At 72.7% G+C, this 15080-nt stretch carries 14 protein-coding genes and 1 pseudogene; 6 read left to right on the forward strand and 9 right to left on the reverse strand.

Annotation, left to right across the window (positions count from 1 at the left end):
- Positions 1-103: 103 nt before the first annotated feature.
- From QCZ28_RS32275 to QCZ28_RS32285, 3 genes are all read left to right on the forward strand, one after another.
- A complete protein-coding gene (locus QCZ28_RS32275; protein WP_279520135.1) occupies positions 104-415 on the forward strand; it encodes a hypothetical protein in 312 nt (103 codons plus the stop codon).
- A gap of 119 nt (positions 416-534) precedes the next feature.
- Positions 535-1191: a response regulator transcription factor gene (locus tag QCZ28_RS32280; protein ID WP_030335802.1), complete on the forward strand. Its 657-nt coding sequence runs from the start codon at positions 535-537 to the stop codon at positions 1189-1191.
- A 9-nt stretch (positions 1192-1200) separates the two neighbouring features.
- Complete coding sequence (locus QCZ28_RS32285) at positions 1201-2646, forward strand: HAMP domain-containing sensor histidine kinase (RefSeq protein ID WP_279520137.1); 1446 nt, start codon at positions 1201-1203, stop codon at positions 2644-2646.
- Between the two features lie 9 nt (positions 2647-2655).
- Here the strand turns inward: QCZ28_RS32285 and QCZ28_RS32290 are convergent, their stop codons facing one another.
- The 4 genes from QCZ28_RS32290 to QCZ28_RS32305 all read right to left on the reverse strand — a co-directional run bounded on the left by QCZ28_RS32290 (position 2656) and on the right by QCZ28_RS32305 (position 7074).
- Positions 2656-3612 (reverse strand): TAXI family TRAP transporter solute-binding subunit, encoded by a 957-nt coding sequence (locus QCZ28_RS32290; RefSeq protein ID WP_279520139.1) that lies wholly within the window; start codon positions 3610-3612, stop codon positions 2656-2658.
- Between the two features lie 63 nt (positions 3613-3675).
- Positions 3676-4419, reverse strand: coding sequence for a hypothetical protein (locus tag QCZ28_RS32295; protein ID WP_279520140.1), 744 nt, complete (start codon positions 4417-4419; stop codon positions 3676-3678).
- Between the two features lie 107 nt (positions 4420-4526).
- Positions 4527-5324, reverse strand: a complete 798-nt coding sequence (gene yaaA / locus QCZ28_RS32300; protein ID WP_279520142.1) for a peroxide stress protein YaaA — start codon at positions 5322-5324, stop codon at positions 4527-4529.
- Between the two features lie 64 nt (positions 5325-5388).
- Positions 5389-7074, reverse strand: a complete 1686-nt coding sequence (locus QCZ28_RS32305) for a hypothetical protein (RefSeq protein WP_279520143.1) — start codon at positions 7072-7074, stop codon at positions 5389-5391.
- A gap of 220 nt (positions 7075-7294) precedes the next feature.
- Here QCZ28_RS32305 and QCZ28_RS32310 point away from each other — a divergent pair, with 220 nt between their 5' ends.
- Positions 7295-8335 (forward strand): phosphatase domain-containing protein, encoded by a 1041-nt coding sequence (locus tag QCZ28_RS32310; protein WP_279520144.1) that lies wholly within the window; start codon positions 7295-7297, stop codon positions 8333-8335.
- Positions 8336-8352: 17 nt separating this feature from the next.
- On the opposite strand, the gene QCZ28_RS32315 is transcribed toward QCZ28_RS32310, so the two are convergent.
- The 4 genes and pseudogenes from QCZ28_RS32315 to QCZ28_RS32330 form a co-directional block, all read right to left on the reverse strand.
- Positions 8353-8883: a DUF6036 family nucleotidyltransferase gene (locus tag QCZ28_RS32315; protein ID WP_279520145.1), complete on the reverse strand. Its 531-nt coding sequence runs from the start codon at positions 8881-8883 to the stop codon at positions 8353-8355.
- Positions 8880-9242, reverse strand: coding sequence for a hypothetical protein (locus tag QCZ28_RS32320; protein ID WP_279520147.1), 363 nt, complete (start codon positions 9240-9242; stop codon positions 8880-8882). Before QCZ28_RS32320 ends, QCZ28_RS32315 begins: the two co-directional genes overlap by 4 nt.
- Positions 9243-9342: 100 nt before the next feature.
- Positions 9343-11445: a 1,4-alpha-glucan branching protein GlgB gene (gene glgB, locus QCZ28_RS32325; protein ID WP_279520149.1), complete on the reverse strand. Its 2103-nt coding sequence runs from the start codon at positions 11443-11445 to the stop codon at positions 9343-9345.
- 191 nt (positions 11446-11636) lie between these two features.
- Positions 11637-13685, reverse strand: a pseudogene (locus QCZ28_RS32330) (maltotransferase domain-containing protein); the annotation flags it as partial.
- Positions 13686-13802: 117 nt separating this feature from the next.
- On the opposite strand from QCZ28_RS32330, the gene QCZ28_RS32335 reads away from it, so the two are divergent.
- Both QCZ28_RS32335 and QCZ28_RS32340 read left to right on the forward strand, forming a co-directional pair.
- Positions 13803-14060, forward strand: coding sequence for an AbrB/MazE/SpoVT family DNA-binding domain-containing protein (locus QCZ28_RS32335; RefSeq protein ID WP_279520153.1), 258 nt, complete (start codon positions 13803-13805; stop codon positions 14058-14060).
- Positions 14050-14505 carry a type II toxin-antitoxin system VapC family toxin gene (locus QCZ28_RS32340; RefSeq protein WP_279520154.1) on the forward strand — a complete coding sequence of 152 codons (456 nt, stop codon included), beginning with the start codon at positions 14050-14052 and terminating at the stop codon, positions 14503-14505. The genes QCZ28_RS32335 and QCZ28_RS32340 overlap by 11 nt, the downstream gene beginning before the upstream one ends.
- Before the next feature lie 140 nt (positions 14506-14645).
- On the opposite strand, the gene QCZ28_RS32345 is transcribed toward QCZ28_RS32340, so the two are convergent.
- Entirely contained in the window at positions 14646-14873 is a 228-nt protein-coding gene (locus QCZ28_RS32345; RefSeq protein ID WP_279520155.1) for a winged helix-turn-helix domain-containing protein, read from the reverse strand.
- Between the last annotated feature and the right edge of the window lie 207 nt (positions 14874-15080).

The raw sequence follows: 15080 nt of genomic DNA on the forward strand, positions 1-15080 counted from the left end.
TACGGGGCGACCGTCGGCGCGCTCGCCCGGTTTTCGCCGGTACCGCCGCGCCCGTCGCCTCCCGCCGGGCATGCTCAGGTCAGAGGCCGCGGAGGGATGGGCGATGCAGAGCTACGACGATGACTGGACCGACAGCCAGCGGGCACTGTACGACGAGTGCTACCGGGCCGGCGGCGAGTGGGCCGAGGACCCGGACACTCCGTCCGACGACGTACAGCACGTGATCAACCTGGCCGAGGCGGACGACGACGCCTTCGAAGACGCCGAGATCGACTACCCGCCGCTGGTCGACGCGGTCACCCAGGCCAGCGGGGTCACCGTCACCAGCGTGCCGGCCAGCCACGAGGACCCCGGTTTCCGCGGGTTCACCGACGGCGTCCGGGACGCCACCGCCGAGGACGTCTTCGGCCTCTAGGGCGTGGGTCGAAGCCCCTGAGCGGCCGGCCGCCCGCCCGGCGCGGGCGGGCGGCCTCCCGGTCCGCGCGCGCTTCTGCCACCATTCGCAGAACAGCGCTGCGACGGACGGGGGCACGGGTGCGAATCCTGCTGGTGGAGGACGACCGCCGGGTGGCCGCTGCGCTGTCCTCCGCCCTCACCCGTCGGGGGTACGAGGTCGAGCACGCGGCCACCGTCGCCGCCGCGCTCTCCGCCGCCCCGTGCGACCTGGTGCTGCTCGACCTGACCCTGCCCGACGGGGACGGCACCGACCTGTGCCGGGAGTTGCGTCGGCGCAGCAGTCAACTCGGCATCATCGCGGTGACCGCCCGGGGTGAGGAACGTGACCGGGTGCTGGGGCTGCGCCTCGGCGCGGACGACTACGTGGTCAAGCCGTTCTCGATGGTGGAGTTGCAGGCCCGGATCGAGGCGGTGCTGCGCCGCGCCGCGAACGCCGCCCCCGAGCGGCACCTCATCGAGGCCGGTCCGGTCCGCATCGACGTGGCCGCGCGGACGGTCACCGTCGACGGGCGGGTGGTCACGTTGACCCGCAAGGAGTTCGACGTGCTGCTCTCGCTGGCCCGCCAGCCCGGGGTGGCGGTGCCCCGCGACCGGATCCTGCTCGACGCCTGGGGCACCACCTGGGCCGACCGGCACACCGTCGAGGTGCACGTCGGGTCGCTGCGCGGCAAGCTCGGCGACGCCCGCCTGGTGGAGACCGTGCGCGGCGTCGGTTACCGGCTGCGCGACGCGTGAGGAGCTGACGTGCGTCGCCGCCTGGTGATCAGCTATCTGCTGCTGATGGTCCTCGTCCTCATCGCGTTGGAGACCCCGTTGGCCGCCACCATGGCCAGCCGGGAGACCGAACGGGTCCGTGCCGACCGCCTCGCCGACGCCACCCGGTTCGCCTCGCTGGCCGGGCCGGCGTTGCGCGACGGCGGGCCCGGCCCGATCGAGTCGGAGCTGACCAGCTACGACGACCTGTACTCGATCAGCGCGGCCATCGTCGACCGGGACCGGAACACCCCGGTCTCGTCGCCCCGGTGGCAGCCCACCCCGGGCACCGCCACGGTGCTGGACGTCGCGCTGTCCGGGCAGCAGACCAGCGCCCCCGAGTCGGTCTGGCCCTGGACGACCGACCCGGTGGTGGTGGCGGTACCGATCAACGACGGTGGTGAGGTGCTCGGCGCGGTGGTGATCGTGACCCCGGCCGGCCCGATCCGTCGAGCTGTCGTCGCGTGGTGGCTGCTGCTCGCGCTGGCCGGCCTGCTCGCCGTGCTGGCCTGTGTGCTCACCGCGTTCGGGCTGGCCGGTTGGGTGCTGCGCCCGGTCACCGAACTGGACGCGGTCACCCACGAGATCGCCGAAGGCGACCGGGGCGCCCGGGTGCAGCACCGGCTGGGGCCACCGGAGCTGCGCCGCCTTGCGGCCAGCTTCAACCACATGGCCGACGTGGTCTCCGACGTGATGGACCGGCAGCGCGCCTTCGTCGCGCACGCCAGCCACCAACTGCGCAACCCGCTCACCGCGCTGCGGCTTCGGGTGGAGGAGCTGGGGCCCAGCCTCACCGACGAGGACGGTCGGTCCGAGCACCAGCTGGCCCTGGAGGAGACCGACCGGCTCGCGTTGGTGCTCGACGCGCTGCTCACCCTCGCCAGGGCCGAACGGGAGGAGAACGAACGGGTCACCGTGGACGCCGCCGCGGTGGCCGCCTCCCGGGTGGCCGCGTGGGCGCCGCTGGCCCGGCACCGGTCGGTCGCGTTGCGGCTGGCCACCACCGACGCCCCGGCGTACGCCCAGACCGTGCCGACCGCCGTCGACCAGGCGTTGGACGCGCTCATCGACAACGCGGTGAAGTTCAGCGGGGCGGGTGGGGCGGTGACGGTGACGGTGGCCCGCCGCGACGGCGGGGTGGCGCTGGAGGTTCGCGACTCCGGCCCCGGCATGACCGAGAGTCAGCTCGGCCAGGCGACCGAGCGGTTCTGGCGGGCCCCGGACGCGCAGAACGTGGACGGCGCGGGGCTGGGCCTCACCATCGCGGCGGTGCTGGTCGACGCGTCCGACGGGCGGCTCACCATGCGCCCGGGGGAGTCGCGGGGGCTGGTCGCCGCCCTGTGGTTCCCGGCGCCGGTCCTCAGCGTGGAACCGACGGAGGAGGAACCGGCGCAGGAGGAACCGGCCACCGACCTGCGGCCCAGCCCGGCGCGCTGAGCCCGGCCGTCACGGTTTGGTGGCGCGGTACCACGCGGCGGCACCCGGGTGCAGCGGCAGCGGCGCGGTGACGATCGCCGAGCGGGGGCTCATCCGTCCCGCCGCCGGATGCGCGGCGGCCAGCTCGGCGCGGCGGTCCATCAGCAGCCGGGTCACCTCACGGACCAACGGTTGCGGCAGCCCGGCCCGGACGATCAGGTAGTTCGGGTTGGCGACAGTGGTCACCGCGTCCACCCCGTACACCGAGCGGGGGATGTCCCGGGAGACGTAGACCTGGCCGTAGCGCGAGCGCAGCGGCTCGGTCCACTCGCTGAGGTCCACGATCCGGATGGCGCTGGCGTCGGCCAACTCCTCGATGCCCCGCACCGGCAGGCCACCGGAGAAGAAGAACGCGTCGATCCGCCCGGAACGCAGCGCCTTCACCGAGTCGTCCAGACCGAGCCGCTCGCGGCGCACCCCGTCGCCACCGAGGCGGGCCACCTCCAACAGCCGGGTCGCGGTGATCTCGGTGCCCGAGCCGGGCGCGCCGACGGAGACGCGCCGGCCGCGCAGGTCGGCGACGGTGCGGACCGGGCCACCGCTCGTGGTGACCAGGTGCAGTTGGTCGTCGTACACCCGGGCGACGGCGGCGACCGCGGGGCTTCCCGTGGTGCTGGTGGGCAGCACGTCGGCCTGGGTGAAGCCCAGCTCGGCCCCGCCGGAGCCGACGAGCTGGACGTTCTCCGCCGAGGCGGCGGTGACCACCACGCTCGCCCGGACGTCGGGCAGTTCCCGGTTGAGGATGGCCGCCAGGGACTGCCCGAACGCGTAGTAGACAGCGGTGGGGCTGCCGGTGGCGATCCGGATCGCCGTCGGCGGGGTCGGAGTGTCCCGGCAGCTGGCGATCGCGAGGTTCGCGATCAGCAGCACCGTCCACAGGGCGGCCAGGCCGGTGCGGCTGGACGAGGTACGACTCACGCGGTGCACTGTGCGCCGTCGTGCCGGTGCGCGCAAGCCCGGGTCGGGCGACGTCCGGCCGGCCGGCACCGATCAGCAGGCGGCGCGACCCGCCGGGACACCGACAGCACGCGCCGCGTTCATCCCGCGTGCTGTCGGTGTCCCGGGTGCCGCCAGCGGTGCGCGCGCCGGCTCCAACGCCGCGCTGCGCAGGATCCGCTGCCGGTCCGGGCCGTCGGCCACGCTGACCAGGAAGCAACCGGTGCCGGGGCGGAGCCGGGCCGGCACGTCGAGCACCGCCGCGCCCCGGATGAGCACCGCTGCCAACTCCCGGTCGGTGAGCCGGACACCGAGAATGTGCCGGCGGACGTGCCGCCCGGCGGCCAGCAGCGCCGAGCGCCAGGCCGCCTCCGCCAGCCGGGTCACCAACCGCCGCCGGGCCGGCGAGGCGCCGGGCAGCGGCCCGCCGAGCAGCTCGCGCCGCCCCTGCCACCAGCCCGCGTCCAACATCCGGGTGTACGCGCCCTGGTGCTCCCGGGGCACCCACAGCCGGTGCAACTCGTAGCGGCGGCGCAGGCCGCCGACGGCAACCTCGTGGGTGACCGGGATGTCCAGCCGGGCGAGCAGTTGCCGCATCCGCTGCGCGGCGTCCTCCCGGTTGAACTCCACCCCGGGGGTGTGCTCGGCCCGTACCGCGCTCGGTCGGGCGGCGGTCGGCGGCGGTGTGCACCGTTGCAGGCAGGCGGCCTCGAAAGCGTCGCCCAGTGTCAACCAACCCAGCGGGGCCGGGGACGTCGAGGGGTGGGGCCGGTCGAGCAGGGCGGGTTCGCGGGTCAACGGAGGCTCCCTTGTCGGAGTCTGGGTCGCCTTACCGTGGCCCCTGTCACGCCGTTACGGAACCGCTGCGGCCGAGCCTTGAGCAAATCTTGCGGCTGCCGCACCCGCTACAGGTCGGTGACGACCACATCCACCTGCCGTACCCGGCCCGCGGCGGTGCCCTGCTCCAACACCGTGTGCTTCAACTCCCGCAGGGTGCCCACCAGCTCCGCCGCGGTACGCGGCCGGGCGCCGGCGACGAGGAGGTCGCGGACCAGCCGCCCCTTGGTGGCCTTGTTGAAGTGGCTGACCACCGAGCGGACCGGCACCCCGTCGACCTCCCGCTCGTGCAGAACCCGCACGGTGACGGTGCGCTCGGCCAACTCTCCGCGCGGCGTCCAGGTGGCCGCGTACGCGCCGGAGCGCAGGTCCAGCACCGGGCCCCGCCCGGCGGCCCCGTCCACCGCCGGCGTCAGTTCCCTGCGCCAGTACGCCGACAGCGCCCCGACGTCGGGCAGGCGGGCGCCGATCGGGCAGCGGTACGGCGGGATCCGGTCGGCCAGCCGTACCGCGCCCCACAGCCCGGAGCTGATCAGGATCGACCGGCGGGCCGCCCGTTGCGCCGCAGCCGGCAGGGAGGCCAGGTCCAGCGCCTCGTAGAGCACCCCGGTGTAGAGCCGCTCGGCCGGTGCGGTGGCCGCCTCCCGCAGTCGGGCGTTGCGCCGCAGCTCGCCGCGTTGACCCTCGCTGAGGCCGAGTGCCGACCGCGCCGCCTGCTCGTCCGGCCCGGCGCTCAGCGCCACCAGGGCGTCCAGCACCCGCTCGCGCGCCGGGTTCAGCTCGGGCAGCGACAGCCGGTCCGGGGCCCAGCGCCGTCCGGTGCCGGCGTCGGCCTTCCCCTCCGAGGGCGGCAGCAGGATGAGCATGGGTCTCCTCGACGGGCGAAACGCGGCGCCCCACGCGCCGGCCCGGCCAGCGTACGACCAGCCCCTACCGCCAGGGACGCACCGGGGTGTCGGGGTGGTACACGCGATAGCCGCCGACCTCCCGTACCGGTGTGGCGTCACCCCGGTCGGCGAGCAGCCTGCGCAACCGCCGGTCCATCGGCGAGCCGGCCTCCACCACGTAGCCCGGCCGCTCGGCCCGCCCCACCTGCCGCCAGTACGGCCGGTAGCGGTTCTGCCCGGGGGACAGGTCGGCGTCGAGCACCCCGCAGACCACCGACTCGTCCGTGTTGAAGATCAACCGGTTGCAGGTCCAGTAGTCCCCGTACACCTCGTGGGGCCCGTCGGCGCGCAGCGCGGCGGCCAACTCCCGGGCCTGGCGCTCCTCGGTCCGCGACGCCGCGGTGCCGGTGGCCGCGAAGAGCACGGTGATCACCAGCGTGGTCACGGTCAGCGCGGCCAACACGGCGACGGACAGCGCGCCGGTGATCCGGCCCAGCACGCTGCTGGTGCCCCGCCAGGCGGTCAGCGCCGCCACCCAGAGCGGCCAGAGCACCGCCGGCAGCGACAGTTGCAGCACCGACAGGTAGCGGGCGTTGTCGAGTGGGCTGGTCGCGGCGAGCGGGCTGCGCACGTACGACAGCAGTGTCAACGCCGCGCCGGCGATCAGCGCGAGCTGCACCACCGGCCCGACCCGCTCTGCACGCAACCCTCCGGGCCTTTGCTCTGCACCCGCGGACGCGACACCGGCGCGTTCGACCCGCTCCCTGCCCGGAGTTGCGGCCGTGCGACGGTACGCGAGGACCGCGAGTGCCGCGCCGGCCACCAGCAGCACCGGGTACAGCACGCCGAACCACTGTTGCCAGCGTCCGCAGCCGTCCACCGGGCAGAGCCCGTGCGCCAGCGGCACCCCCTCCAGCAGGCCACCCCGGATCCGGTCGGACCACGGTGGCTGCGGCCCGGCCTTCGTGCTGACCTCCCGGAACACCGACAGCGAGTCCTCACCGGGCCCGGCCCGCAGGTTGTCGACGATCATCGGGGCCACCCCGACGACCGCCCCCGCCACCAGCAGCAGACCGGACCAGCCGAGCAGCTCCCGCCGTACCGCCCAGAGCAGGGCCAGACCGGCCACCGCGAGGTACGGCAGGATCAGCCAGTCCGACCAGACCGACAGCCCGACGAGCAGCCCGAACAGCCCGATCGCGAGTCGCCTGCGGTGGACCGTGCCGACGGCCAGCCCCACGGTGATCAGCAGCATCAGCAGCACCGCCGGCTTCACCTCCGGCCGCCCACCGACGACGGTGAGCTGGTCGCGCACCACCCGTTCCGGCCCGAGCGCGAGCAGACCCACCACGAAGGCGGCGAACCACGCTGTGCAGAGCCGGCGGGTCAACCGGTGGATCAGGTAGAGGAAGACCGCGTACAGCACGAGCATCGGCAGCCGCAGCACCGGCCAGCTCGGCCCGGCCACCGCCACCAGGGGAGCGGCCAGGTACGACTCCAACACCCCCATGTAGTGCTGGCCGTAGAGGAAGATCGGCCGTTCCCGGCCCTGGGCGATGTGCAGCGCGGCGAGGCCGAACGTCGCCTCGTCGCTGTTCGACACCGGCACCGTGAACACCGTCAGGACCAGCCGGTAGCCGACACCGGCGAGCCCGAACAGCAGCGCGACGAGCGCCGGCCGGTCGAGTCGCGGACGCCATCGCCCGCGGTGCTGCTCTGGATGCGACACGACCAACGCCCCCGTCGTCGTCCCGACCGGAGTGTTTCACGTCCGGCCGGGCCGCCGAGGTGGATCGGCGCAGCCGGGGCTGGGTGGGCCGGTGCGGCCAGGGCTGGCTGTGCCGGTACGGCCGGGGCTGGCTGGGCCGGTGCGGCCGGGGCTGGCTGGGCCGGTGCGGCCGGGGCTGGCTCGCGTGGCCGTGGCTGCCGACGTGTGGCAGGGTTGGCGCGTGCCACCCACTCCCGCCGGCCAGCTGGCCGTACCGAACCTGCACCGGGCCGCGCGGATCGAGGACGCCGTGCACCAGCTCGTCGAGCGTCGGCTGCGGCGCACCGGCTGGCGGATCAACATCGTCGCGTACACCGGTTACGGCGCGCCGGGGTGGGTGCGGGTGATGTGCCGGGTCCTGCTGGGCCGTCCGGACACCCGCCAGCGGGGCCGGCTGGACAAGGTCCGCGGCTGGCGCAGCTTCACCACGCTGCCCGCCAAGCACGTCACGGTGACCATCGAGGCCGGCGGGGTGTGCCACGAGACGCGGGCCGACCGCAGCGGCTTCGTCGACACGCTTGTCGAGGCCGACCTGCCGCCCGGTTGGGGTACGGTCCGGCTCAGCGTCCCGGACGCCGAACCGGTCGACGCGCCGGTGCGCATCCTCGACCCGGACGTCAGGTTCGGCATCCTCTCCGACATCGACGACACGGTGATGGTGACCGCGCTGCCCCGACCGCTGCTCGCCGCCTGGAACACGTTCGTGCTCGACGAGCACGCCCGCGCGGCGGTGCCCGGCATGGCGGTGCTCTACGAACGGTTGGTCACCGCGCACCCCGGCGCCCCGGTCTTCTACCTCTCCACCGGGGCGTGGAACGTGGCGCCCACGTTGACCCGCTTCCTGTCCCGGCACCTCTACCCGGCCGGGCCGCTGCTGCTCACCGACTGGGGCCCGACCGCCGACCGCTGGTTCCGCAGCGGCATGGAACACAAGCGCAGCACCCTGGCCCGGCTGGCCAAGGAGTTCCCCGACGTGCGCTGGCTGCTCGTCGGCGACGACGGCCAGCACGACCAGGAGATCTACCGCGAGTTCGCCGCAGCCCACCCGGAGAACGTCGCCGGGGTGGCGATCCGCCGGCTCTCCCCGACCCAGTCGGTGCTGGCCGGTAGCCTGCCCGCCCCGGCCGGCCGCCCCTCGTCGGGGCCGGTGGGGCAGAAGTGGCTGTCCGCCCCGGACGGCGCCGGGCTGTGGCAGCTGCTGCGCGACGCCGGCCTGGTCTGACCGTCAGCCCCGTCGAGCTATCGGCCGTCGAACACGTCTTCGAGGACAAGTCTCGCCCGGCCGGGGACCTCTTCGTCCGGGAAGATCTCGGCGCAGAGGCCGAGGACCTCTTCGGGGTTGTTCAGCCCGAGGTGCTCCACCAGGAAGCGGATGTCCTCGGCATCTCGGCGCCGTGCCGCGAGTACCTTCATGGCAAGCAGGTGTTCCGGGGACGCCGCCGAGACCCGCAGGCCAGGGTGATCGAAGACTCGTGGTGCCTCCGGGTCTCCGCCAGCGGCGACGTACACGCTCGCCTGTTCGTTCAGCCACCACCGCGGCAGCCCGAGCTCATCCGCGACGGCCCGCGCTTCGTCGAGGACGATGCCGTGCGGCTGAAAAACTGCGTCGATGTCCCGCGTCGCCCGGCGGGCGTTATAGGCCAGTGCCATGGCAGCCCCGCCGAAGATGTACAGGTCGGCAACCACACCCCGCTTTGCCAGCCGGTCACCGAGCCTGCGGAAGGCATCCTCGATGGCAGTACGGTCCAGCAGCGGGTCGTCGGCGCTCACGCGACCTTCAATTCCTGCGGGGAGATGAACACCCCACGGCGCCGGAACGCCGCAGGCGAGTGCACCACGGCGTCGACGCGGGCGGCGCGAGTGTTGAAGGGGAACCAGAACCGCCGTAGCGACCGCGTCTCGACCCACGAGGGAGCGCCGCGCCCGTCGCGGGCGGCGAGGTACTCCGTCAGCGCCGCGAGGAAGACGTCCCAATGATCATCACCTGTCGGCGCTGGCTCCTGGATCAGCAAGTCAACGCGGCGCTCGGACGCTTCCCAGCTGTACTCCTCCAGGAACTCCGCCACCAGACGCCACCGCCTGGAGTCGTCGACCCCGGCGAGCAGGACGCCCAAGCGTGCCATCGTCATCGGCTCGTACCTCGCAGGACGATTGCTCACAGCGTCAACGCTAGTACAGGTCTGCGCCGACCTGCCGTAAGCCCTGCCCTTCTACGGTCAGCGGCGGCTGTCAGCTTTGGCGGAGCCAGATCGCGCCCAGCGGTGGCACCTGAAGGGCCGCCGACGCCACCATCCCGTGCCACGGCACGTCCTCGGCCCGCACCTCACCCAGGTTGCCCACCCCCGACCCGCCGTAGTGGTGCGCGTCGGTGTTGAGCACCTCGGTCCAGGTGCCACCGGCCGGCAGGCCGATCCGGTAGTCGTGCAGCGGCTGGGCGGAGAAGTTCGCCACGCAGACCAGCGTCGAGCCGTCCGGGGCGATCCGGATGAACGACACGGTGTTGTTGGCGACGTCGTCGCCGGCGATCCAGCGGAAGCCGGCCGGTTCGGTGTCCTGTGCCCAGAGCGCCGGGGTGTCCCGGTAGATCCGGTTGAGGTCACCGACGAGGCGTTGCACGCCGGCGCGGGCCGGGTCGTGCAGCAGGTACCAGTCGAGGCCGCGTTCCTCGCTCCACTCCCGGTCGTCGGCCAGCTCGGAGCCCATGAAGAGCAGTTGCTTGCCGGGGTGTGCCCACTTGTACGCCAGCAGCGCCCGCACGTTCGCCAGCCGCTGCCAGGTGTCGCCGGGCATCTTGCCGGCCAGTGAACCCTTGCCGTGCACGACCTCGTCGTGGCTGATCGGCAGCACGTAGTTCTCACTCCAGGCGTACGCCAGGGAGAAGGTGAGCTGGTGGTGGTGGTGCTGACGGTAGATCGGGTCCTTCGAGGTGTAGAGCAGGGTGTCGTGCATCCAGCCCATGTTCCACTTGAAGCCGAAGCCCAGCCCACCCTCGGCGGTGGGTCGGGTGACCCCCGGCCAGGCGGTGGACTCCTCGGCGATCATGACAACGCCGGCGTGGTGCTTGTAGACGGTGGCGTTGACCTCCTGGAGGAACGCGATGGCCTCCAGGTTCTCCCGGCCGCCGTACTGGTTGGGGGCCCACTCGCCGTGGTTGCGGGAGTAGTCCAGGTAGAGCATCGAGGCGACCGCGTCGACCCGCAGCCCGTCGACGTGGAACTGGTCGCACCAGTAGAGCGCGTTGGCGACCAGGAAGTTGCGGACCTCGTTGCGGCCGAAGTCGAAGACGTACGTGCCCCAGTCGGGGTGTTCGCCGCGCCGCGGGTCGGGGTGCTCGTAGAGCGGGGTGCCGTCGAACCGGGCGAGGGCCCACTCGTCCTTGGGGAAGTGCGCGGGCACCCAGTCCAGTAGGACGCCGATGCCGGCGGCGTGCAGTTGGTCCACCAGGTAGCGGAAGTCGTCCGGGTCGCCGAAGCGGGAGGTCGGCGCGTAGTAGCCGGTCACCTGGTAGCCCCAGGAGCCGCCGAACGGGTGCTCCATCACCGGCAGGAACTCCACGTGGGTGAAGCCCAGCTCGGTGACGTACGCGGTGAGCTGCTCGGCCAGCTCGCGGTAGCCCAGGCCGGGCCGCCACGAGCCGAGGTGCACCTCGTAGACACTCATCGGCTCCTGGTGCGGCTGCCGCTCGGCCCGGCGGGCCAACCAGTCCGCGTCGTTCCACCGGTACGTCGAGTGGTGCACCACCGAGGCGGTGGCCGGCGGCACCTCGGCGTACGCGGCGAGCGGGTCGGCCTTGTCCCGCCACTGCCCGTCGGCGCCGAGCACCCGGTACTTGTAGCGGGCCCCGACGCGGGCGTTGGGGACGAACAGCTCCCACACCCCGCTGGAGCCGAGCGACCGCATCGGCCAGCCGTCGTCGGGGCCCCAGCCGGTGAAGTCGCCGACCACCCGCACGCCGCGGGCGTTGGGCGCCCAGACGCTGAACGCCACGCCCTCGTCGAACACCCGGGCGCCGAGCGCCTCCCACAGTCGCTCGTGCCGGCCCTCGCGGATCAGGTGCAGGTCCAGCTCACCGAGGGTCGGCGGGTAGCGGTACGGGTCGTCGTGGGCGGTGCCGTCGACCTCCACCCGGTAGTCGAGCACGACGCCGTCGACCTGCGCCTCGAAGACGCCCACGTCGTGGACCCGCTTCATCGGGTGCCGCTCGTCGCCGACGAGCAGCACCACGTCCCCGGCGCCCCGGCGCATGGTGCGGATCGTCGTCGACGAGTCGGCGGGGTGCGCGCCGAGCAACGCGTGCGGGTCGTGCGTCGCGCCGGAGATCAGCTGGTCCATCGGTCGTCCTTCGGGGCGGGAGCGGTCGGCGCGGATCGGGACGGGCGGGTGGCAGCCGCACGGGCGGCCGCCCGGGACGCCACGGTGGCCGGCGTCGCCGCCACGCTGGCCGGGGTCGCCGGAGCGGTGGCGGGGGCCGACGGCACGGTGGCGGGGGCCGACGGCACGGTGGCGGGGGCCGACGGCACGGTGGCCGGGGCCACCGGGGCGGTGCCGCCGGACAGGTCGTCCGGCACGTCGGCGACGGTGAGGTCGGCCGGTTCGGCGCCCGCCAGCTGCGGCACCACCGGCGGGGTCGGGCGACGCACCGTCAACACGTGCGCGGGTTGCAGGTACGGGTCGAGGCGTACCGCGTTGCGTTGACCCCAGTCGTAGCTGGTGCCGGTCAGCTCGTCGTACACCGTGAACCGTTCGTGCCAGTCGAAGCCGAGCGCCGGCATGTCGAGGGTGGTGTTGCCCCACTGCACCTCGCGCGGGTCGAACGAGCAGATCACGATGACCGTGTTGCCGGTCTCCGGGTCGTGCTTCGACCAGCACAGCAGCGCCGGGTTGTCGATCTCGTGGAACCGCAGGTTGCGTAGCTGGTGCAGGGCCGGGTTGTCCCGGCGTACCCGGTTGAGGGTGGTCAGGAACGGCGCCAGCGAGCGGCCCTGCGCCTCGGCGGCGGCCCAGTCGCGCGGGCGCAGCTCGTACTTCTCGTTGTCCAGGTACTCCTCGGCGCCCGGCCGGGCCACGTGCTCGAACAGCTCATAACCGGCGTAGAGGCCCCACGAGGGGGAGAGCAGCGCGGCCAGCACCGCCCGGATCTTGAACATCGGCGGGCCGCCGTGCTGCAACGACTCGTGCAGGATGTCCGGGGTGTTCGGCCAGAAGTTCGGCCGCATGTAGTCGGCAGCCTCGATCAGCTCCTCGCAGTACTCCCGCATCTGCGCGGCCGTCGTACGCCAGGTGAAATAGGTGTACGACTGGGTGAAGCCGATCTTGCCGAGGCCGTGCATGATCGCCGGCCGGGTGAACGCCTCGGCCAGGAACAGCACGTCCTCATCGACAGCCTTCACCTCGGCGATCAACCAGTGCCAGAAGTCGAACGGCTTCGTGTGCGGGTTGTCCACCCGGAAGATCCGGATGCCCTCACCGACCCAGTGCAGCACCACCCGCAGCACCTCGGCCCGGATGCCCTCGGGGTCGTTGTCGAAGTTGACCGGGTAGATGTCCTGGTACTTCTTCGGCGGGTTCTCCGCGTACGCGATGCTGCCGTCGGCCCGGGTGGTGAACCACTCCGGGTGCTCGGTGACCCACGGGTGGTCCGGCGCGCACTGCAACGCCAGGTCCATCGCCACCTCCAGGCCCTGCGCGGCCGCCGCCTGGATGAAGGCCCGGAAGTCCGCCGGCGTACCCAGATCGGGGTGGATGGTGTCGTGGCCGCCCTCGGCGGCGCCGATCGCCCACGGTGAACCCACGTCGGTCGGCCCGGCGGTGAGCGCGTTGTTGCGGCCCTTGCGGTTGATGCGGCCGATCGGGTGGATCGGCGGCAGGTAGAGCACGTCGAAGCCCATCGCGGCGACACCCGGCAGCCGTTCGGTGGCGGTCGCGAAGGTGCCGGACCGGCCGCCCGCCGCCCCTTCGGAGCGGGGGAAGAACTCGTACCAGGACGAGTAGAGCGCCCGCTTGCGGTCGACCCAGATCGAGTACGTGTCACCGGCGGTGACCAGTTCCCGCACCGGGTGCTCCCAGAGCAGGTCCGCCAGGGCCAGCGCCGGCCCGACCCGCTGCGGCAGCGGCAGGTCGGTCTCCGCGAGGGCGGTGAGCGCGTCGGCGACCCGGGGCCGGTCGGCGGCCGGAACGAGGCTGCGGGCGGCGGCGAGCACCCGGGCGCCCTCGGCCAGGTCGTTGGCCAGGTCCTCCGGCCCCTGCCCGGCGGCGACCTTCTTGGTCACCGCGTTCTGCCAGGTCAGGTACGGGTCCTGGAACGCCTCGACGGTGAACGACCATTCGCCGACCGCGTCCGGCGTGATGGTGGCGTGCCAGCGGTCCTGGCCCGGCTCGCCGGGGCGCATCCGGGTGAACGGCCGCCGCTCGCCGTCCGGGCCGGCCCACACCACGTTGCAGCCCAGCGCGTCGTGCCCCTCCCGGTAGGCGCGCGCCGACACCGGGACCGGTTCGTCGACCACCGCCTTTGCCGGGTACCGCCCGCAGGAGACGACGGGGGAGACGTCTTCGATCGGGAACCGTCCAGTCACCCCGCCAACCTACTGCGCGAGATCCGTTCGCGCGCGGGCAAGCACCCCGGTCCGCCCTCCTGCGGTCGCCGCGACACCCGCCGCGCAACCGGACGTGTCACGTATCGTTGGTATTACGTGACGGAGGTCCAGAGCATGCGGTTGAACAGCAAGGGCCAGGTGACCATCCCGGCAGCCCTGCGGGCGCGCTACAACCTGCACGAGGGCGACGAGGTCGACGTGGTGGAGGAGGGTGGGGCCCTCCGCATCGTCCGCGTGCACGGTGCCGACACCCGAGGGCAGCGCCTTGTGCGCCACATGCGAGGTCGGGGGAGCGCCAAGGAGACCGAGCACATGTCCACCGAGGAACTGATGGAGTTGCTGCGTGGCGAGTGACCGGCTCCGCGCCCTGCCCGCCCGCTCACCCGATGCCGTGACGACCCTGGTCGACACCAACGTGCTGTTGGACATCTTCACCGACGACCCCAAGTGGGCGGACTGGTCCGCCAACGCCCTCGCCGAGGCCCGCGATGCGGGCAACCTGGTGATCAACCCCATCGTGTACGCCGAGGTGTCGGTCCGGTTCGACCGCATCGAAGAGTTGGACGAGGCGTTGCCGGCGGGGGACTTCCTTCGCGAGGAGTTGCCCTACCTGGCGGGCTTTCTGGCGGGCAAGGCCTATGCGCGGTACCGGAAATTGGGTGGCGCGAAGCGGTCGCCGGTGGCCGACTTCTCTATCGGCGCGCACGCGGCCGTGTGTCGCTACCACCTGCTGACCCGTGACGGAGCCCGCTACCGCACCTACTTCCCGACCCTGGCGCTGACCACACCAGACGACTGAGAACCGCCAGGCCGCTGCTGGCTCATGGCCGGCTGTCAAGATCCACTCGGCTTGCAGGAATCCGCGGTATCCACGCGACCCGGATGCGACGGTTTCCTGAAACCCGAGTGGATCTAGGTCGGGCGAAGTGCTGACCGACGTCAGGCGGGCGGTTCCGCGGCCACGAACGACCCCTTGCCCTGGCGGGTGACGATCCAACCCCGCTCCTCCAGAATCCGGAGGGCGTAACGCACTGGCCAGGCACTCGACTGGTACTGCTCGCGCATCTCGGCGATGGACGGCAGCTTGTCGCCGGGCTGTAGCGTCCTCGCCCGGATCGAAGCCGAAACGTCAGTGATGATCTGCTCGTAAAGCGGTGCCTGCGGCATGGTGGTGCCACCTCTCGTCAGCGCACCGATCTTCGCACCATGAGTGACACACCGTGCATGCTCTGTTGACTGTGAAGGCAGTGCCTTCTAAGTTGAGGACAGGGAACCTCTCGTCAGCAGCGGAGTGTCCCGAGCGGCCGGGCCGGGGAGACGCAGTGGCTCCCCGTGCGGCGCGCTCCCGACCTGGTCTCTCACCGCCCACCCACC

The organism is Micromonospora sp. DH14 (genome assembly GCF_029809455.1).
In the GTDB taxonomy this organism is placed as follows: Bacteria; Actinomycetota; Actinomycetes; order Mycobacteriales; family Micromonosporaceae; genus Micromonospora; species Micromonospora parva.

Excerpts from the sequence above, each read along its gene's own strand:
- yaaA (WP_279520142.1), bottom strand. The coding sequence starts at position 5,324 with ATGCTCATCCTGCTGCCGCCCTCGGAGGGGAAGGCCGACGCCGGCACC.
- QCZ28_RS32320 (WP_279520147.1), bottom strand. The coding sequence starts at position 9,242 with ATGACGATGGCACGCTTGGGCGTCCTGCTCGCCGGGGTCGACGACTCC.
- QCZ28_RS32275 (WP_279520135.1), top strand. The coding sequence starts at position 104 with ATGCAGAGCTACGACGATGACTGGACCGACAGCCAGCGGGCACTGTAC.
- QCZ28_RS32345 (WP_279520155.1), bottom strand. The coding sequence starts at position 14,873 with ATGCCGCAGGCACCGCTTTACGAGCAGATCATCACTGACGTTTCGGCT.
- glgB (WP_279520149.1), bottom strand. The coding sequence starts at position 11,445 with ATGGACCAGCTGATCTCCGGCGCGACGCACGACCCGCACGCGTTGCTC.